We start from the raw sequence: 18,995 nt of genomic DNA, 5'->3' as shown, positions 1-18,995 counted from the left end.
CATGCAACACCTCTTGCCTCAACGCATCGTTTGTCTCACCGAAGAGACCACGGAGTGGCTCTATTTGCTGGGGCAGGAGCAGCGCATCGTGGGCATCTCGGGCTACACGGTGCGCCCGCGTCGGGCCCGCGAAGAAAAGCCCAAGGTCAGTGCTTTTTTGAGCGCCAAGATCGACAAAATCCTGGCGCTCAAGCCCGATTGTGTTTTTGGGTTTTCGGACCTGCAGGCCGAGATCGCGTCTTTGTTGATCAAGGCCGGTGTGCAGGTCACGGTGTTCAACCAGCGCAGCGTGGATGAGATCTTTTCCATGCTGTACCAAGTAGCGGCCATGGTGGGGCAGGCCGAGCAAGGCCTGGTGCGCTTGCAGGGTATGCGTGCCGAACTCGATGCCATCGCGCAGCGGGCCGCAGGTTTCAAGCGCCGCCCCAAGGTGTTTTTTGAGGAGTGGGACGAACCGCACATCAGCGGCATCCGCTGGGTGTCTGAGTTGATGGGCATCGCTGGCGGCGACGATGTGTTCCCAGAGCTGGCGGTGCAGTCGCTGGGCAAGGACCGGATCATTGCCAACGGGCAAAGCATTGTGGAGTGTGCGCCCGACATCATCATCGGCTCGTGGTGCGGCAAGAAGTTTCGCCCCGAAAAAGTCGCGGCCCGGCCTGGTTGGCAAGACGTGCCGGCCGTGCGCACCGGGCAGATTTTTGAAATCAAATCGGCCGACATTTTGCAGCCCGGGCCTGCCGCGCTCACCGACGGCGTGGCGCAGATGCACCGCATCTTCAGCCAATGGGAAGCGCTGCATGGCTGAGCGCTTGCGACGCTGGGCTCCATCCTTGGCCCTGGTGGTTGCCGTGTGGGCGTGTGCGCACGCCGCACAAGCCTCACAAACAGTCACCGTGCTCGACGACCGCCAACAAAAAGTGCAGATCGCCCAAGCCCCGCAGCGCATCGTGAGCTTGCTGCCGTCCCTCACCGAAACCGTTTGTGCCTTGAAGCAGTGCCACAAACTGGTGGGTTTGGACCGGTATTCCAATTGGCCTGAGTCAACCAAGTCGGTGCCGCGTGTGGGCGGAGGGCTGGACCCGAACATCGAGAGCATCGTCGCGCTCAAGCCCGACCTGGTGCTGGCGGCAGGTTCCACCCGGGGTGCAGACCGTTTGCAGGCGCTGGGCCTGAATGTGCTGCGCCTGGAGCCGCGCAACCACGCCGACGCGCAGCGTGTGTGGCGGACCGTGGCGCAGGCGCTGCATGTGCCCACCGCTGAGAGCGACCGGGTGTGGCAGGGCATTCAGTCGGGCGTGCAGGCAGCGGTGCAATCGCTCAGCCCCGCTGCACGGCAGCAGCGGGTTTACTTTGAGGTGAGCCCTGCGCCCTATGGCGCAAGTGAATCGTCTTTCATGGGTGAGACGCTCACGCGCATGGGGGTGGCGAACATCTTGCCTGCATCGATGGGGCCGTTTCCCCAAGTCAATCCCGAATGGGTGGTACAGGCCCGGCCCGACGTGATCATGGCGGGCGATAGCAGCCGCGCCAGCATGCTGCAGCGCCCGGGCTGGAGCCGCTTGCGGGCCATGCAAGGCCAGCGCCTGTGCGTGTTCAAGCAGGATGAGTCGGACATGTTGGTGCGGGTCGGCCCGCGCATGGCCGAAGGCGCACAGCTGATGGCCGACTGCCTGAACCGCGTAGCGTCCCAAGCCGACACGGGTGTCCAGCGGTGAACACGCACAGCCAAGCATCTCGCTGGGCGCTGCTGCTCTTGGCCGTGGGCCTGTCCGTGGTGGTGCTGGGTACGGCCGCTGGCAGTCAGGGCTGGCAGGCCTGGTGGTCGGTGGGTGCCGATGCGGTGTCGCGCCAGATCGTGTGGGACATCCGCTTGCCGCGCAGCCTGGGCGCGTGGCTGGGCGGGGCCTTGCTGGGCCTGGCCGGGGCGGTGGCGCAAGGCTTGTTTCGCAACCCCCTGGCCGATCCGTATTTGCTGGGCAGTGCCTCGGGCGCGTCATTGGGCGTGGGGGTGTATTTGAGCTTGTGGGGTGGCAGTGCCTGGGCCATGAACGCATGGTTGGGTCTGGGCTTGACGGGCGCGGCCTTTGTGGGCGCGGTGCTGGCCGTGGTGCTCACGTTGCTGCTGGCGCGTGGTGTGCAACAAACCCTGCGCCTGCTGTTGGCGGGCGTGGTGGTGGGCGTGGTGTTGGGGGCGGTCACGTCTTTGATCTCGCTGCTGCAGCCCCAAGTCTTGCAGGCCATGCAGGGCTTCATGCTGGGCTCGACCGCGTTTGTCAGCTGGAGCGCCTGCGCCACCATGTCGGTGGTGCTGGCCTTGTGCGTGGTGCTGGCCTGGATTTTTGCCCGTGTGCTGGACGCTTTAAGTTTGGGCGAAGCCACGGCGCAAAGCCTGGGCGTGCCGCTGCCACTGGCCCGCATGGTGCTGGTGGGGGTGGTTTCTTTGGCCACGGGGGCGGCGGTGGCGCACATGGGGCTGGTGGCGTTTGTCGGTTTGGCCGCGCCGCATTTGGTGCGCTCGCTGGTGCGCTGCACACACGCCTGGCGCTTGATTTTGTCGGCCCTGATGGGCGGGGCCTTGCTGGTGCTGGCCGATGTGATGGCCCGTGTGATGTTGGCACCACAAGAGCTGCCTGTGGGGGTGCTCACGGCGGTGCTGGGCGGGGGCTATTTGCTTTGGCGCGTGTACCGTGATGCCGACACGGGGGCGCGTTCATGAGCCCCGCGCTGCAAACCCGGCAACTGAGCGCCGAGTTGGGGGGACGTCAGGTCTTGCAAGGCATTGACCTGCAGATCGCGGCGGGCCGCTGGACCTGTGTGGTCGGCCCCAACGGGGCGGGCAAATCGAGTTTGCTCAAGGCGCTGGCGGGTTTGTTGCCATACAGCGGGCAAGTGCTGTGGCAGGGCCAGCCGCTGGCCTCACTCACCCGCCAGCAAAGGGCGCTGCAACTGTCCTGGCTGGGGCAGGGCGAAGCCAGCACGCTGGACTTGCGGGTGTGGGACGTGGCCATGCTCGGCCGCTTGCCTCACCAAAGCTGGCTGAGCGCACCCTCAGCGCAAGACGCACAGATGGTCGAAGCCGCCCTCAAGGCCACACAGGCTTGGGATTGGCGCGAGCGCATGCTGGGCGAGCTGTCGGGCGGCGAGCGCCAACGCGTGCTGCTGGCCCGCGCCATGGCCGGCAACGCGCCCACCATGCTGATGGACGAGCCCCTGGCCAACCTGGACCCGCCGCACCAAGTCGACTGGTTAGAGCAGGTGCATTGCCTCTTGGCGCAAGGCACCACGGTGGTCAGCGTGTTGCACGAGATCGGCATGGCGCTGCACGCGGATGACATCGTGGTCATGCGTGAAGGCCAAGTGGTGCACCACGGCGCAGGCCGCGATGCGGCCACGCACGCCGCCATCGAGGCGGTGTTTGATCAGCGCATCCGCATTCATGCGCTCGATGGGCAGTGGGTGGTCTTGCCACGCGTGGCCTGATGCCGCCTGCGGGCATGGCCATGGCTAGAATCCAAGCCATGGAACTCAAAATCGTTGTCTACTCCAAGTCCGCCTGCCCACAGTGCGAATCCGCCAAAATGGTGCTCAAGTCCAAGTCATTGGCCTTTGAAGAAATCAAAATCGACGGCGAAGCCGAACGCATGGCCTTTTACGAAAAATGTGGCCCTTCGGTGCGCCAAATGCCCCAAATCTTCATCAACGACCAGCGCGTGGGTGGTTTGGCGGGTTTGCAAGCCGCCTTGGTGCAATTGGGCCGTTAAAACTCTTTTGTGGCTGTGTCCACGTTCAAGGAATCGCCATGAGCCTGATCATGAAACAAGCCATCACCGGGCCTGCGGTCTGGAAGGGCGCCGACATGATCGGCGACACCACTTGGATGCATGTCTTGAGCCCCAAGGTGTTGGCAACCCTCGACGCCGCGCTCGCCCATGTCAAAGCCAAAGGGCTGACGTTTCCCAATTTCAGTCGCGAAGACTTTCCCATTGGCGACTGGGCGCAGGCCCTGAAAACCCACAGCGACGAGTTGGAAAACGGTCGGGGCTTTTTGGTGCTGCGCGGCTTGCCGGTCGAGCGTTACAGCGAAACAGACATTCAGATCATCTACTACGGCATTGGCCTGCACATGGGCGTGCCTGTTCGGCAAAACCCCAAGGGCGACCTGCTGGGCTTGGTCATGAACGTGGGTGATGTGACGAAAAAGACCACCCGCGTCTATGAAACCAACCTCTACCTGCCTTACCACTCAGACCCGTCGGACGTCGTGGGCCTGTTGTGCATGCGCAAGGCCAAGCAGGGTGGTTTGAGTTCGCTGGTGAGTGTGGCGGCGATTTACAACGAAATTTTGCAAAAGCACCCCGAGTACCTCGGTCTGTACTACCGCACCTGGTATTTTTCGCACCTGTGTGAAGACCTGCCCAGCCTGTCACCGATTTTTAGCCACCACCAAGGCAAGCTCAGCTGCCGCTACCTGCGCCAGTACATCGAGCTGGGCCATGAAATCCGCAACTTGCCGCTGTCCCAAGTCGAAATCGAAGCGCTCGACTTGTTCGACGAGATCATGCACCGCGAGGACTTCCGCCTGAGCATGATGCTGGAGCCCGGCGATCTGCAATTTGCCAACAACTACGCCGTGCTGCATTCGCGCAATGGGTTTGAAGACCATGGCGTGCACGAGCTCAACCGCAAGATGTGGCGCTTGTGGGTCAAGATGCCCAATGCCCGACCATTGGCACCCGAGTTTCCCGGGCGCAACGGATTTCCGGCTCCAGTGGCTTTGGTTTGACCATGACCCATTCCCTGACGCTTGGGTGGGCGCTGGTGTTGGCTTTGGCCGTGTGCCCTGCTGCCCAGGCTGAACCCGACGAAGAGGCGCTGGGCAAATCGCTGGGCTACCCCAATGGGCCACGCTGGACGGCCATGGAAAACCGGGTGGGCGCCTGGTCAGCACTTGACCGTGTGCCAGGCGTTTTGACTGAAACTGTGGCGCGGGGCAACAGCGTTTTGCCTTTGCCACAGGCCAGTGTGCCTGCAGTGATCAAATACCGCTACCGCAACCTGGGCTACACCCTGGACGAGTACCTGGAGCGTCGCCGCATCACGGGCTTGTTGATCCTCAAAAATGGCGAAATCGTGGCCGAGCGTTACCGTTACGGACGCACCGAAGATGCCCGGTTTTTGTCGTTTTCGATGGCCAAAAGCGTGACCTCGATGCTGGTCGGGGCCGCCTTGCAGCGGGGGCTGATCGCCTCGCTGGATGACCCGGCGGGTCAATATGCCAAAGACCTGCAGGGCAGCGCCTATGGGCAGACCTCGATAAGGCATTTGCTGCGCATGAGCTCTGGCCTGACCTTCACCGAACGCTACGACGGGCAAGACGATGTCTCGAAACTCTCACGCAGCTTCGCCACAGGCAGCCCAACGGTTGCCAGCGTGCTGCGCTCGTTTTCAGACCGCCACAGCCCCTCGGGGCAAAAATTTGTCTATGCCAGCGCCGAAACCGAAGTGTTGGGCCGCGTTCTGACGGGTGCCACGGGCCGCAGCATGGCCGAGTTGACGAGCGAATGGCTGTGGAAACCCATGGGGGCTGAGCGAGATGCCTTTTGGTGCCATGGCCGAGACCGGCAAGCTGGGGCGTATTTTTGCTTCAACGCCAGCTTGCGCGACTGGGGGCGGCTGGGCGTTTTGATGGCCAAAGACGGCAAGCTGGGCGAGCAACAAATATTGCCCGCAGACTATTTGCGCGAGGCGACCGATGCCGCGTTGCAGCCTCCCGCCTTTGCGCCCTACAAGGCCACGCCTTCTTTTGGCTACGGCTACCAGTTTTGGTTGCACCCTTTGAAAGAGCGCAGTTTCGGCTTTCAGGGCGTGCATGGTCAGACAGTGTTTGTGCAACCGGCCACTGGCATCGTGATGGTGCAAACCGCCGTTTATGCCCAAGCCAGCGGGCACCAAGACCCTGAGCCCTATGCCGAACGCGCTGCCTTTTGGCTGGGGGTGCTGCAGTCGCTGGGCGGGCGCACTGAGCGTTACTGAACCGCGCTGGTTTTGGGCTTGAAGTCACAAAACGCGGCCACGGCGCACTGACCACACAGCGGTTTGCGGGCCTGGCACACATAGCGCCCGTGCAGGATCAGCCAGTGGTGGGCATCGACCAAATAATGGGCGGGAATGCGTTTGAGCAACTTGAGCTCGACCGCCAAAGGTGTTTTGCCCGGGGCCAGGCCTGTGCGGTTGCCCATGCGAAAGATGTGCGTGTCCACCGCCATGGTGGGCTCGCCAAAGGCCGAGTTCAGCACCACATTGGCCGTTTTGCGGCCCACACCGGGCAAGGCTTCGAGGGCTTCGCGGGTGCGGGGCACTTGGCCGCCGTGCTGCTCCACCAAAATTCGGCAGGTTTCCATCAGGTGTTTGGCTTTGCTGCGGTACAGGCCAATGGTCTTGATGTAGTTCTCCAGCCCTTCCAGACCGAGGTCCAGAATCTTTTGGGGTGTGCCCGCCACGGGAAACAGCTTGCGCGTGGCCTTGTTCACGCCCACGTCGGTGGCCTGGGCCGACAGCAACACGGCAGCGAGCAACTCAAAAACGCTGGTGTATTCCAGCTCGGTCACGGGCATGGGGTTGGCGGCTTGCAAGGTGGCAAAAAAAGATTCGATCTGTGCGGGTTTCATGGGAATAAAAAGTAGGTGTACAGATGTTGGCAAAATGTCGGCCAAGACAACCTGAAAGATACACCACCATGCCTTTGCAATTTGCCGACCGCCTGAACAATGTCGAAACCTCCGCCATCCGAGAGCTGTTCAAGCTCTTGGGCAAGCCGGGCATCATCAGCTTTGCGGGCGGCTTTCCCGACAGCGCCATGTTTGACGTGGACGGCATCCGCGAGGCCAGCAACGCCGCCCTGAGCCAAGACCCGGGTGCTGCCCTGCAATACGGCGCGACCGAAGGCTTTGGCCCGCTGCGCGAGCAACTGGCGCACTTCATGGGCCAAAAGGGTGCCCAAGACGTGGCTGCCGACCAGCTGATCGTGACCACCGGCAGTCAGCAGGCGCTGGACTTGATCGGCAAAACCATGATCAGCCCCGGCGACAAGGTGATCGTGGAAGGCCCGACATTCCTCGCCACCATCCAGTGCTTCCGTTTGTATGGGGCCGAACTCATCAGCGCCCCGGTGGACGGCCAGGGTGTGAAGACCGACGAGCTGGAAAAGCTGATCGCCGAGCACCAACCGAAGTTTGTGTATTTGATCCCCACCTTTGGCAACCCCAGCGGTGCCTTGCTCAGCGCCGAGCGCCGCAAGCAAGTGCTGGAGATGGCCGTCAAGCACCAGACCCTGATCGTCGAAGACGACCCTTATGGCGACTTGTATTTTGGCGAAGCACCACCGCCCAGTCTGCTGGCCATGAGCGCATCGGTGCCCGGCAGCCGCGAGCTGCTGGTGCATTGCGGCTCGCTGTCCAAAGTGCTGTCGCCTGGCCTGCGTGTGGGCTGGATGATTGCCCCCGCCGAATTGCTGGCCCGCGCCACCATGTGTAAACAGTTCAGCGACGCCCACACCAGCACCTTTGCCCAGGCCACGGCCGCGCAATACCTGTTGGCGGGGCGCATGCCGGCAACGCTGAACAAAGTGCGTGTCGTTTATGCCCAACGTGCCCAAACCATGGGCGATGCGCTGCGCCGCGAATTGGGCGATGCGGTCGAGTTTGTGCAACCGCAAGGCGGTTTGTTCGTTTGGGCTCGCCTCACGGGTGCGGGTGGCAAGGTCAATGACGGCAATGCGTTTGCCAAACGCGCCATCGACAACGGCGTGGCCTTCGTGCCGGGCACGCCATTCTTCTGCGCCAATCCCGACCATGCCACCTTCCGCTTGAGCTTTGCCACCGTGGGTGAAGACAAAATCCTGGAGGGCGTATCCCGCCTGGCCAAGGCGCTGGACTGAGTTTGGGGTGTGTCTTTTGTAAGAGCGGCGCCCCCGCCGCGATTTGGGGGGCTTTCCATTTGTAGGAGCGGCGCCCCCGCTGCGATAGACCCCTCGCAGACCACCAGCCATCGCCCCGGGGGCGGGGCTCCTACAACAACATCCTGTAGGGCTTACCATTTGTAGGAGCGGCGCCCTCGCCGCGATAGACCGGTTGCAGACCACCAGCCATCGCCCCGGGGGCGGGGCTCCTACAACAACAGCCTGTAAGGGCTTTCCTTTTGTAGGAGCGGCGCCCCCGCCGCGATAGACCCCTCGCAGACCACCAGCCATCGCCCCGGGGGCGGGGCTCCTACAACAACAGCCTGTGAGGGCTTTCCATTTGTAGGAGCGGCGCCCCCGCCGCGATAAACCCCTCGCAGACCACCAGCCATCGCCCCGGGGGCGGGGCTCCTAGAACAACAGCCAGTGCCCATTTTTTTTCAGGACTTGTGCCATGAGCTCCAACACCACAGACATTTGCATCACCGTCCAAGGCACCGAAGTCTGGCTGCAAGGCCAGGGCGACGAAGTCATCCTCATGCTGCACGGATGGCCCGACACCCGTGCGCTTTGGGACGGCACCGTGGCCGCTTTGCAAGACCGTGCCACCTGCGCACGCCTGACGCTGCCCGGTTTTGAAACCGGCCCCTCTGCCACCAGTCTCGACGACATGTGCCGGTTGCTGCGTCAGATCGTGGACCGGATCAGCCCTGGCAAACCCGTGACCCTGATGCTGCACGACTGGGGTTGCATTTTTGGTTATGAGTTCGCCATGCGCCACCCTGATTGTGTGGCCCGCGTGGTGGCGGTGGACGTGGGTGACCACAACTCGGGTGCCTTGTTGCGCAGCTGGGGCACCAAGGAAAAACTGTCGGTCATGGGTTACCAGGTTTGGCTGGCGCTGGCCTGGAAGCTGGGGGGGCATTTCAGTGAAAAAATAGGCACCCGCATGACCCGCGCCATGGCCCGCTGGCTGCGCTGCCCCACAGACCCTGCCACGATCACCAACAAGATGAACTACCCCTACGCCATGCGGTGGTTCGGCACAGCGGGTGGCTTCAAGGGCGCGTCGCAAATCCAGTTGCCCATGCCGCTGCTGTTTGTTTATGGCGAGCGCAAACCCTTCATGTTCCATTCGGCCAAGTGGCTGGAAAAAGTTGCCGCCACGCCCGGCAGTGCGGTGCAGGGCCTGCCCTGTGGGCATTGGGTGATGATCTCGCGGCCCGAGGCCTTCCACGCGCGGGTGCGCCACTGGTTGTGGGGCGAAGCGTGAACGGTCAAGGCATGCAGGTGCGCCCATGAACTCCGAAGACCTGATGAAACTGGTCACCATGACCATGCCCTTTGGCAAGCACAAGGGCGTGCTGATTGCCGACTTGCCCGGCAACTACCTCAACTGGTTTGCACGCGAGGGTTTCCCCAAAGGCGAGGTCGGCCGATTGCTGCAGCTCATGCAGGAGATCGACCACAACGGCCTGAGCGATTTGCTCAAGCCCTTGCGCAGCGCCCCCCGGCGCAGCTGATCACTCCTGCCCGTACATGATGTTGATGCGGGCCACGTATTTGGACACGCCTGGCCCCACCTGACGGCCTTCGTGCACCACCGAATGAGGGCCAAAGCCGTGGCGAAAGAACAGGGCCGATCCTTTGCGCGGCAACACATCGACCCCGCTGCCATCGGGTCTGAACAACCGGGTGCAGCCGCCACTGACGCCGTCTTCCGGGCCATTGAGGTAAAGAATCATGGTCAGGCCCGAGCGCACACTGTTGCCCCATTGCAACATGTCTCGGCGGTCTTCGCTCAGGCTGTAGCCGGGCCATTCGCCATCCACATGGCGGTTGAACACGTCGTTGGCGTCGTAGCGGTACATGTTCAGGCGCTGGCTGAGCAGGCCGTAAAGGGGTTGGCCGTCGATGCTGGGGGGCAGCAGGTGCCGCATGCGGCTCATCAAAGGGTCGAGCAAACGGTCGTCGGCCACCCAATGCACCGATTTGTTCATGCGCATGCCCGGGGGCGTCTGGATGCCGGGGGCTTCGTCGCGGTAGCCCAGCAGTTCGCTGGCGGTGACCAGGGCGTCGGCTTCTTCACTGGTCAGCAGGTCTGAAATTTCAAACGCCAGCAGACCTCCCAAGGCGATGTCGGTGCGCACGGGTTTGAGGCCCGTTTGTGTTTTCAGGCGCAAGGCACGCGGGCTGCTGCTGAAGGCGTGGATGGGCGTCATGGGCACGACGCCCCCCATGGGCAAGGAGCCGGGCATGTGGGCGACGGGCCAATGAGGGGGCCATTCGGCCGACCCGTCGTTGGCGTCTGCGGTGTCCTGGCTGGGGGTGTCGAATGCGGGGGGGGCTGTGCAGTTCATGGCCGTGGCGGGTGAGTCAGTGTTAGGGTGATTTACCACTGACCGATGTTGGGCATGGACACCCAAGGCTCGGCAGGTGGCAGGGGGGCGCCGCATTGCAGCAGCTCAATGGAAATGTGGTCGGGTGAGCGCAAAAAGGCCATGGTGCCATCGCGGGGCGGGCGCACGATCTGCACGCCGTGGTCTTGCAGCCTTTGGCAGGTGGCATAAATGTCGTTAACGGCATAGGCCAGGTGGCCGAAATTGCGGCCTTGTGTGTAGGACGACTCGTCCCAGTTGTGCGTCAACTCGATTTGCGCCTGACTGTCGCCGGGGGCGGCCAGAAAGGCCAGCGTGAAGCGGCCACTGGGCACATCGAATTGCCGCAGCAATTGCAGCCCCAGCGCATCCCGGTAAAAGCGCAGCGATGCGTCCAAGTCACTGACCCGAACCATGGTGTGCAGGTATTTCATGGCTTGGGTCTGCCGATCACTTGATTTTGAGCACCCACAGGGCCAGCTTTTGGGCATCGCTTGCGGACAGTTGGGCTTGGGGCGGCATGGCCATCTGACCCCACTTGCCCTTGCTGCCTTGGCGAATGCTCTGGATCAGCTGGTCTTTGGCGTCGGCTTGGTCTGCGTATTTGGCGGCCACATCCTTGAATGCCGGTCCGACCAAGGCGCTGGCCATGGCGTGGCAGCCCGTGCAGCCGTTTTTCTTGGCCAGCGCTTCATTGGCCCAACTGTGGCTGCCCAGCAGCAAGCCAGCGCTCAAAAGCAGAGCGGTTTTCATTCAACGCCCCAGGTTTTTGAGCAAATCGGGCTGGACGATTTCGATCCAGTAACCGTCGGGGTCCTTGATGAAGGCGACGTCTTTCATCTTGCCTTGGTCGGGGCGTTTCACATAGCTCACCTGGTTTTCGTCAAACCAGGACACGGCCGCAGCCAGGTCGGGCACCGAAAAGCAGATGTGGCCAAAGCCTTGGGGCTGGGCGTTGCCGTCGTGGTATTTGAAGTCGGGGTCGCTTTCGGTGCCCCAGTTGTGGGTCAGTTCCAGAATGCCGCGCTGGCTGAAGGTCCAGGCGGTGCGCTCACCCTCGTCGCTGGGGGCGGAGTCGCCGCTGGGGCGGTGCAGAAAATACAGCGAGAACTTCATCTCGGGAAAATCCAGCTTGCGCAGCACCAGCATGCCCATGATGCGGGTGTAAAAGTCGAGGCTGACCTGAGGGTCCTTGATGCGCAGCATCGAGTGGTTGAACACAAAGCCGCGTGTCTGTTCGGGGGTGGTGGGGCTCACACCGGGCAGGTTTTCTGTGCGAAAGGTCATGGCAAAAGGATGAATTGAATAAGGGATGGAACGAGGGATGGGATGGCTGACAGGCTCGCCAAACTGCACGCGTGGCAAGTCGTCTGGCGAACGCTCGGATCGCCAGGTCAGTGCAGTGATGAGATGAATTACCTGCCCACTGCCGCGAGCATCTTTGGGGGGGCGATGGTCTCCCCAGAGCGTGCTGCGATGGGCAGAGCCACCGGGTTTGGCGGGTTGAGCTGCTTTTCCAGGTTCATCATCGAGCGGTGCAGGTAACGCATGCTGGTGACCCGCAAGAACGATGCAAAGTTGGGCACCTCGCCCCGGTGCGCCATGATTTCTTCGTGAAATTTGGCGATCAGGGCATTGGTGGTGCAGCCTTCTTCTTCGGCCATTTCGGCCAGGATGTCCCAGACCATGTTTTCCAGCCGGATGCTGGTCAACACGTTTTTGATGCGCACCGTGCGTGAGCGTTGCTCATACTGGATGGGGTCAGCTTTGACAAAATATTCACACATGGTGCGCTCCTGTGGCTACGGCAATCTGGGACATCTTGGGTGGCGCTTTCAGCTCAAAGCGCTTTTTCGGTCATCAATTTGGCGATCTGATCGGCTTGGCGAATGGCCAGCGTCACGATCGTCAAAGTGGGGTTTTCTGCGCCGCCAGTGGTGAACTGGCTGCCGTCGCTGACAAACAGGTTGCTGATGTCGTGCGATTGTCCCCATTTGTTGACCACGCCGTCTTCGGGTCTGGCGCTCATGCGACAAGTGCCCATGTTGTGGGTGGACGGGTAGGGTGGCGTGCGGAAAGTCTTGATGGCCCCGGCCGCGTTGTAGATGCGCTCGGCCTGTGTGAAGGCGTGGTTGCGCATGGCGATGTCGTTGTCATGGTCGTCAAAATGGACGTTGGGCGCGTAGTTGCCGTACTGGTCCTTGACGTTCTTGTTGAGTGTGACGCGGTTGCTTTCGCGGGGCATGTCTTCACCCACCAGCCACATGCCGGCCAGGTTGGTGTAGTGGTCCATCCACCAGGCAAATTCAGGGCCCCAGCCGCCGGGGTTCAGGAAGGCGGCCATGAAGGGGATGCCCAGCGACAGGGTTTCCAGCTCGTAACCGCCCACAAAGCCCCGGCTGGGGTTGTGCGCCGCTTCGTCGCGCACGATACCGGCCATGGTGGTGCCCCGGTACATGTGGACAGGGTTCTTGAAGGCGGCATACACCGAGCCGGTCATGTGGCGCATGTAGTTGCGGCCCACTTGGCCCGAAGAGTTGGCCAAGCCGTCCTTGAACTTGCTGGACTCCGACATCAACAACAGGCGGGGCGTTTCGATGGCGTTACCGGCCACGCAGACCACGCGGGCTTTCTGGCGCTGTTCCTTGCCGTCCTTGTCGAAATACACCACGCCGGTCACTTTGCCTGCAGCGTTGTGTTCGATGCGGGTGACGTGCGATTGGGGGCGCAACTCAAAATGGCCCGTGGCTTCGGCGCGTGGAATCTCGGTGTAAAGCGTGGACCATTTGGCACCGCTCTTGCAACCCTGAAAGCAAAAGCCCAACTGCAGGCAGCGGCCTCGGCCATCTCGGGGCTGGCTGTTGATGGCCATGTTGCCGGTGTGCACTTCCTTGTAGCCCAGCTTGGTGGCGCCCGCGTGCATGACCTTGAAGTTGTTGTTGCCGGGCAGGCCGGGGATGCCGTTGGTGCGGGTCACGCCCATTTTGTTTTCGGCTTTGGCGTAATAGGGGGCCAGCTCGTCCAGTGTCACGGGCCAGTCCAGCAGGCTGGCACCAGCGACGTTGCCATAAACGGTTTTGGTGCGGAACTCATGCTCTTGAAAGCGCAGTGAAGCCCCGGCCCAGTGGGTGGTGGTGCCGCCCACGGTTTTGCAGATCCAGGCGGGCAGACCGGCAAAGTCTTTGGCCACGCGCCAGGAGCCCGAAGTGGTGCGGGCGTCCAACCAGGCCAGCTGGCTGAACGACTTCCATTCGTCGTTGATGAACGATTCTTGCGATTGTCGTGCGCCCGCTTCGAGCGACACCACCTTGATGCCTTTTTGGCACAGTTCGTTGGCCAATGTGCCGCCGCCTGCGCCTGAACCAATGATGACGACCACGGAGTCGTCGTTGAAATCAAATTTAGCCATGTCAAACCTCTGTATTCGGTGGGGGGTCAATGTGGAGAGCAGCCGGGATCAGCCCATGAAGGGCGGTGGGCTGGCTTCTTTGGACGGAGCAGGCAACCATTTCAGGTCCTGAAAGCCCCGGGTGATGTAGCCGCCTTTTTCCCAGGCCGATCCGGGGTAGCCAAACACCGCATAGGCCATGTCGTTGTCATAAAGGGAGGTGACGCACTGACCGCGCACGGTGGCAAAAAACGCTGTGCCTTCCATGCTCAGCACCAGCTCGTATTGCTGCTTGGCGCTGGCCTTGGCAAAGTTGCCGCCAGTGGATTTGTTCAGGTAGGCCACGCCGTCCTGAAGCATCTTGGCAGCGCCTGCGTCACCAGCGGCTTTGGCGTCCAGGTCTTTGGACAGCAGGGCATAGACCGCATCGGGCAGTTTTTTGTGGGGAAACAAGACCCGGCCCATGGCCATCAGGGTTTTGCCTTCGGCGGTGGAGAGTTTTTTCAGCTCCAGCGCCCAAGCCGTGGACGGGGCCAGGGCCGCGAGCATGGTGCCCGAAGCGAGGCTGCCAAACAGCAGGCCGGACCCTTTGAGGAAGTCGCGGCGTGCCAAAGGCATGTTGACTTTGCGGACAACGCCGCTTTCTTCGTCGCAGCCAGCGGCTTCGACATTCTGGGTGATGGGTATGACGCGCATGAAAGTCTCCGTTGATGTGGATGTCTTTGCATGGTTTGCAAAGGACAGGTCCAGTATTTCAGCGGAGGCCCATCAGCGGGTGATAGCTGGCTACTTACAAAGCGCCAAGCCCTCAGGGTTTACACGGGGAATCAGTCACTTGCATGACTGATTTGGGGGGTGATCAGGGCTTGAAGACTTCCAACAGGCGGTCGAGCCCGCCCGTGTGAATGGCGACCATGGCTTGCTCGCGCACCTTGGGTTTGGCGTGGTAGGCCACTGACAAACCCGCCACGCCCATCATGGGCAGGTCGTTGGCACCGTCACCCATGGCGATGCATTCGTGGGCCTCAATGCCCAGCAGCGAAGCCACTTCGAGCAGGGTGCGGCGTTTTTCAGCGCCGTCGCAAATGTCGCCCCAGCTTTGCATGACCAGGCCGCCCGTGAGTTCGCCGTCCACGATCTCCAGTTGGTTGGAACGGGCGAAGTCGATGTTCAGCCGTTCTTTCACGCGGTCGGCAAAGAAGGTGAAGCCGCCCGACACCAGCAGCACCTTCATGCCTGCCTTCTGGCAGGCGGCGATCAACTCGGCTGCGCCGGGGTTGATGTTCAGGCGCTCGGTGTAGATACGTTCCATGTCGGCCAGCGTCACGCCCTTGAGCAGGGCCAGGCGGCGGCGCAGGCTTTCCTTGAAGTCGGTGATCTCGCCGCGCATGGCGGCCTCGGTGATGGCCGCCACCTCGGCCTTGCGGCCGACGGCGTCGGCGATCTCGTCGATGCACTCGATGCTGATGAGTGTGGAGTCCATGTCAAACGCGATGAGTTTGAATTGGGACAAAGACAGGGGGGCGGTGAAGCCTTGGATGGCAAGGCCCGGGGCAAACTCGGTTGAGGTGGCGGAAGCAGTGGTCATGGGCACGATTATCAGGGGTATGCAGCACACCCCATCAGTCGCAGCAGGGCGACGTCAACGCTGGGGTCGTGCGAGGGCAAAATCGCTGCCTTTTCAGGTGCCGCCGCATGGTGTGCGGGTATTTCTTGAGGCATGATCCGCATCCAACGTTTTTTACAGCCCTCATGACCGACGACACACACGACATCCCCCTGATCCAGGAAGCCCGATGCTGGCAAAACGAGCAATGGACCGCCCAAGTCATCAAGAACGACGACGACGACGGTTGGGCGGTGGCCATGTACAAGTCGGGCGAGTCCGAGCCCGCTTTGGTCGGCCCCTGGACCATGGGCCGCGACAAGAAGAACCCCAAGCCGCTGGACGGCACGGCCTTCATCACGCTGGTCAAAACCGCCAGCGAGTTTGTGCGCCGCAGCGAGCAGCAGTTGCACGCGCAACTCAACCAGAGCGTGACCGTGAACGGGGCTAACAGCCGTGTGACGGTGCTGCTGCGCATCGTGCCCGACGAGGACAACCCCTATGCGGTGCTGAGCGCGCAAGACGAAGGCGGCGATGAACTGACTGAAATCAAAGTCGATGCCGGTTTCAAGCTCAACCGCCAGACCGCGCAGGCCTGGGTGGATGCCGACTTTGCCAAGCCGGGCCAATCGGGCACTGGCAGGCGCTGAAGTCACGCCTGGCTGTCACCTGCGGGCCAGGCCAGCACATGGGTGCTTGACTTGCAGGTGCTGTGCTGGCACCTTGGTGGTTTGACCTTATTCGCCATGACTTTTCGTGGCTTTGGAAAGACCCCATGAGCCGACAAGCCGCCATTGACCGAGCCCAGCGCCATTTTGACGAAGGCCATTTCCAGCAAACCCTGGCGCGGCGTGTGGCCGCCCCCACCGAAAGCCAAAACCCCGAACGGGCCGAGCAGCTGCAGGCCTACCTCACACAAGAGATGCAGCCCGCCTTCGAAGCCATGGGCTTTGCTTGCCGCCTGCTGCAGCACCCCAAGGCCAAAGCGCCGTTTTTGTGGGCCGAACGCATCGAAGACCCGGCCTTGCCCACGGCCCTGGGTTACGGCCATGGCGATGTGATCCGGGGCCTGGACAAGGAATGGCGCGAGGGTTTGTCGCCGTGGTCGCTGACCGAGCAAGCCGGGCGCTGGTACGGCCGGGGCATTGCCGACAACAAGGGCCAGCACAGCGTGAACCTGCAGGCCATGGCCTGTGTGCTGGCCGAGCGCGGGCGCTTGGGTTTCAACGCCAAATACCTGATCGAGATGGGCGAGGAAACCGGCTCGCCGGGTTTGCGCGATGTGTGCGCCGAGCACCGAGATTTGATGCAGGCCGATTTGCTGATTGCGTCGGACGGCCCCCGCCTGCGGGCAGACCGGCCGACGATTTTTCTGGGCTCCCGCGGCTGCGTCAACTTCGAATTGACCATCGAGGCCCGTGCGGGTGCGCACCACTCGGGCAATTGGGGCGGCTTGATCTCCAACCCCGGCATTCAGATGGCGCACGCGCTGGCCAGCCTGGTGTCGGCCACGGGTGAAATTCTGGTGCCCGAGTGGCGGCCGGCCGCCTTGCCCGCATCGGTGCGCCGCGTGCTGGCCGATTGTGAGGTGGACGGCGGCGTCGACGGGCCAGTGATCGAGCCCGAATGGGGCCAGCCGGGCCTGAGCCCTGCCGAGCGCGTGTTTGGCTGGTCATCGTTTGAGGTGCTGGCCTTCAAGACCGGCAACCCCGACACCCCGGTCAACGCCATTCCGGCCAGGGCCTGGGCCTGCGGGCAGTTGCGTTTTGTGGTGGGCATTGACCCGGATGACATCCTGCCTGCCTTGCGCAGGCACCTGGACCAACACGGGTTTGGGATGGTGAAGGTCAAAGCCGCGCGGGACGAATTGTTCAAGGCCACCCGCATCGACCCCGACGACGACTGGGTGCGCTGGGCGGTGGATTCGCTGGCCAGCACCACGGGCAAAAAACCGGCGGTGCTGCCCAACTTGGGCGGCTCTTTGCCCAACGACATCTTCACCGACGTGTTGGGCCTCAAAACCATTTGGGTGCCGCACTCCTACCCCGGCTGTTCGCAGCACGCGCCCAACGAGCATTTGCCTGCCGAGTTGCTGCGCGAGGCTCTGAGCGTCATGACCGGTTTGTATTGGGATCTGGGCTCGGGCGCTGTGCCTGCGCTGTCACGCTGAAAGTCTGAAATGAACGCACGCTACACCTGTTTTTGCCAAATCTCGGACCTGCTTGAGGCCGAGCCTTCGCTGCGCGAAGCGCGCCAGCACCTGCACAAGTTTCCTGAGCTGTCGTTTCAGGAAAAGTCCACCGCCCAATGGGTGGGTGACCGGCTGGAGGGCTGGGGCTACCGCGTCACGCGCCATGTGGGCGGGCACGGTTTGGTGGCCTCGCTGAGCAACGGAGAAGGCCGTGGCATCGCCTTGCGTGCCGACATGGACGCCTTGCCGATCCACGAAGAAACCGGCAGGCCCTATGCCAGCGCCCATGCAGGCACCATGCACGCCTGTGGTCACGATGGACACACGGCCATGTTGATGGGGGCGGCGCAGCAACTGGCCAAAACGCGGCAATTCCAGGGCACAGTGCACCTGGTGTTTCAGCCAGCCGAAGAGGCCGGCAAAAACAGTGGTGCGCAGCAGATGATTGCCGATGGCCTGTTCGAGCGCTTTCCGTGTGATGCCATTTTCGGCATGCACAACCACCCGGGTGCTGCGCAGGGCACGTTCATGTTTGGCAAGGGCGCTTTCATGTCGGCCTCGGACACTTGCCGCATCAAGGTCATTGGCCGTGGCGGCCATGCGGCCAGGCCCCACCAAGCGGTGGACCCGGTGATGATCGCGGGCAGTTTGATCATGGCTTTGCAAACCGTGGTCTCGCGCAACATTGATCCGACGCAGACGGCGGTGGTGACGATTGGCTCGGTGCACGCGGGGCAGGCGTCCAACGTGATCCCCGAGTTCGCCACGCTGGGCCTGAGCATCCGTTCGTTCAGCCCCGAGGTGCGCAACCGCTTGCAAGAGCGCATCACGCATTTGGTGCGGGACCAAGTCAGCTCCTATGGTGGTGAGGTGGAGATCGAGTATGAGCGGGGTTACCCGGTGGTCATCAACAGCGAGGCCGAAACCGATTTTGCGCGCCAGGTGGCCGAAGAATTGGTCGGCCCCGAGCAGGTGGTGTTTCCCTTTGGTCCCGTCACGGGCAGCGAAGATTTTGCGTATTACCTGCAGCACAAGCCCGGCAGTTTTTTGCGTTTGGGCAATGGCCTGGACAGCGTGATGCTGCACAACGCCAAATACGATTTCAACGACGCCAATTTGTCGGTGGGCGCGGCGTACTGGACGCGTTTGGTGGAGCGGTTTTTGAATGAACCCGCTGATGTTGTGTAGGAGCGACGCCCTCGTCGCGAAAACCCTCGCAGACCACCAAGAATCGCCCCGAGGGCGGGGCTCCTAGTGCGCCCGTGAAGGCGCGTACACAGCATGGTGAGAGTCCATGTCGGGGTAAGCCAAGGCCCCGTAGTCGAAGGTAACTGCGTCGCTGCGAAGCGGGGTGGAGAGCAACCGGAGGCGAACTGGCGGTGCGCAGTAAAGCGAACTCGATTCGGCAGGGAGTGGCGGCGAGCTGGCTGGGAGAAGGCGAAGCCTGAAACACATCGCATGCGTTGTTTTGGTGG

General features: G+C 62.2%; 22 protein-coding genes. 13 read left to right on the top strand and 9 right to left on the bottom strand.

Annotation, left to right across the window (positions count from 1 at the left end):
* Position 1: 1 nt before the first annotated feature.
* The 7 genes from AMM41_RS15415 to AMM41_RS15385 are packed head-to-tail and all read left to right on the top strand — an operon-like array spanning position 2 to position 6,033.
* Complete coding sequence (locus AMM41_RS15415) at positions 2-805, top strand: cobalamin-binding protein (RefSeq protein WP_089960859.1); 804 nt, start codon at positions 2-4, stop codon at positions 803-805.
* Positions 798-1,715 (top strand): ABC transporter substrate-binding protein, encoded by a 918-nt coding sequence (locus AMM41_RS15410; protein ID WP_089960856.1) that lies wholly within the window; start codon positions 798-800, stop codon positions 1,713-1,715. The genes AMM41_RS15415 and AMM41_RS15410 overlap by 8 nt, the downstream gene beginning before the upstream one ends.
* Positions 1,712-2,716, top strand: a complete 1,005-nt coding sequence (locus AMM41_RS15405) for a FecCD family ABC transporter permease (RefSeq protein WP_194944820.1) — start codon at positions 1,712-1,714, stop codon at positions 2,714-2,716. Before AMM41_RS15410 ends, AMM41_RS15405 begins: the two co-directional genes overlap by 4 nt.
* A complete protein-coding gene (locus AMM41_RS15400; protein ID WP_089960850.1) occupies positions 2,713-3,480 on the top strand; it encodes an ABC transporter ATP-binding protein in 768 nt (255 codons plus the stop codon). Before AMM41_RS15405 ends, AMM41_RS15400 begins: the two co-directional genes overlap by 4 nt.
* A gap of 38 nt (positions 3,481-3,518) precedes the next feature.
* Positions 3,519-3,761 carry a glutaredoxin family protein gene (locus AMM41_RS15395; RefSeq protein WP_089961140.1) on the top strand — a complete coding sequence of 81 codons (243 nt, stop codon included), beginning with the start codon at positions 3,519-3,521 and terminating at the stop codon, positions 3,759-3,761.
* Between the two features lie 38 nt (positions 3,762-3,799).
* Positions 3,800-4,783 (top strand): TauD/TfdA family dioxygenase, encoded by a 984-nt coding sequence (locus AMM41_RS15390; RefSeq protein ID WP_089960846.1) that lies wholly within the window; start codon positions 3,800-3,802, stop codon positions 4,781-4,783.
* A gap of 2 nt (positions 4,784-4,785) precedes the next feature.
* The gene (locus AMM41_RS15385; protein ID WP_089960842.1) at positions 4,786-6,033 is read left to right on the top strand and encodes a serine hydrolase domain-containing protein; all 1,248 of its coding nucleotides are present in this window, start codon (positions 4,786-4,788) and stop codon (positions 6,031-6,033) included.
* On the opposite strand, the gene nth is transcribed toward AMM41_RS15385, so the two are convergent.
* Positions 6,027-6,668 carry an endonuclease III gene (gene nth / locus AMM41_RS15380; protein WP_089960839.1) on the bottom strand — a complete coding sequence of 214 codons (642 nt, stop codon included), beginning with the start codon at positions 6,666-6,668 and terminating at the stop codon, positions 6,027-6,029. The two genes, AMM41_RS15385 and nth, sit on opposite strands and share 7 nt — an antisense overlap.
* 68 nt (positions 6,669-6,736) lie before the next feature.
* Between nth and AMM41_RS15375 the strand changes: the two genes are divergently transcribed.
* From AMM41_RS15375 to AMM41_RS15365, 3 genes are all read left to right on the top strand, one after another.
* Entirely contained in the window at positions 6,737-7,936 is a 1,200-nt protein-coding gene (locus AMM41_RS15375) for an aminotransferase-like domain-containing protein (RefSeq protein ID WP_089960835.1), read from the top strand.
* Between the two features lie 475 nt (positions 7,937-8,411).
* Positions 8,412-9,230, top strand: a complete 819-nt coding sequence (locus AMM41_RS15370) for an alpha/beta fold hydrolase (RefSeq protein ID WP_089960831.1) — start codon at positions 8,412-8,414, stop codon at positions 9,228-9,230.
* A 25-nt stretch (positions 9,231-9,255) separates the two neighbouring features.
* Positions 9,256-9,480, top strand: coding sequence for a DUF3820 family protein (locus AMM41_RS15365; protein ID WP_089960828.1), 225 nt, complete (start codon positions 9,256-9,258; stop codon positions 9,478-9,480).
* Here the strand turns inward: AMM41_RS15365 and AMM41_RS15360 are convergent, their stop codons facing one another.
* From AMM41_RS15360 to serB, 8 genes are all read right to left on the bottom strand, one after another.
* Positions 9,481-10,317 (bottom strand): 2OG-Fe(II) oxygenase, encoded by an 837-nt coding sequence (locus AMM41_RS15360; RefSeq protein ID WP_194944819.1) that lies wholly within the window; start codon positions 10,315-10,317, stop codon positions 9,481-9,483.
* Between the two features lie 32 nt (positions 10,318-10,349).
* Positions 10,350-10,769 (bottom strand): VOC family protein, encoded by a 420-nt coding sequence (locus AMM41_RS15355; protein ID WP_228769309.1) that lies wholly within the window; start codon positions 10,767-10,769, stop codon positions 10,350-10,352.
* Between the two features lie 16 nt (positions 10,770-10,785).
* The gene (locus AMM41_RS15350; protein ID WP_089960819.1) at positions 10,786-11,088 is read right to left on the bottom strand and encodes a c-type cytochrome; all 303 of its coding nucleotides are present in this window, start codon (positions 11,086-11,088) and stop codon (positions 10,786-10,788) included.
* The gene (gene gloA, locus AMM41_RS15345; RefSeq protein ID WP_089960815.1) at positions 11,089-11,622 is read right to left on the bottom strand and encodes a lactoylglutathione lyase; all 534 of its coding nucleotides are present in this window, start codon (positions 11,620-11,622) and stop codon (positions 11,089-11,091) included.
* A gap of 128 nt (positions 11,623-11,750) precedes the next feature.
* A complete protein-coding gene (locus tag AMM41_RS15340) occupies positions 11,751-12,122 on the bottom strand; it encodes a ribbon-helix-helix domain-containing protein (protein WP_089960812.1) in 372 nt (123 codons plus the stop codon).
* Positions 12,123-12,175: 53 nt separating this feature from the next.
* A complete protein-coding gene (locus tag AMM41_RS15335) occupies positions 12,176-13,744 on the bottom strand; it encodes a GMC family oxidoreductase (protein ID WP_089960808.1) in 1,569 nt (522 codons plus the stop codon).
* Positions 13,745-13,792: 48 nt separating this feature from the next.
* Positions 13,793-14,419: a twin-arginine translocation signal domain-containing protein gene (locus tag AMM41_RS15330; protein ID WP_089960805.1), complete on the bottom strand. Its 627-nt coding sequence runs from the start codon at positions 14,417-14,419 to the stop codon at positions 13,793-13,795.
* A 163-nt stretch (positions 14,420-14,582) separates the two neighbouring features.
* Positions 14,583-15,311, bottom strand: a complete 729-nt coding sequence (gene serB, locus AMM41_RS15325) for a phosphoserine phosphatase SerB (RefSeq protein WP_089960801.1) — start codon at positions 15,309-15,311, stop codon at positions 14,583-14,585.
* A 164-nt stretch (positions 15,312-15,475) separates the two neighbouring features.
* On the opposite strand from serB, the gene AMM41_RS15320 reads away from it, so the two are divergent.
* From AMM41_RS15320 to AMM41_RS15310, 3 genes are all read left to right on the top strand, one after another.
* A complete protein-coding gene (locus AMM41_RS15320) occupies positions 15,476-15,979 on the top strand; it encodes a hypothetical protein (protein WP_089960798.1) in 504 nt (167 codons plus the stop codon).
* A 125-nt stretch (positions 15,980-16,104) separates the two neighbouring features.
* Complete coding sequence (locus AMM41_RS15315) at positions 16,105-17,499, top strand: M20 family metallopeptidase (RefSeq protein WP_089960794.1); 1,395 nt, start codon at positions 16,105-16,107, stop codon at positions 17,497-17,499.
* Between the two features lie 9 nt (positions 17,500-17,508).
* Positions 17,509-18,708, top strand: a complete 1,200-nt coding sequence (locus AMM41_RS15310; protein ID WP_089960791.1) for a M20 aminoacylase family protein — start codon at positions 17,509-17,511, stop codon at positions 18,706-18,708.
* Positions 18,709-18,995: the final 287 nt, after the last annotated feature.

Source organism: Limnohabitans sp. 2KL-3, from assembly GCF_001269405.1.
Classification (GTDB): Bacteria; Pseudomonadota; Gammaproteobacteria; order Burkholderiales; family Burkholderiaceae_C; genus Limnohabitans_A.
Note: the sequence above shows the minus strand (reverse complement) of the source record. Positions and strands in the feature narration are given on the sequence as shown.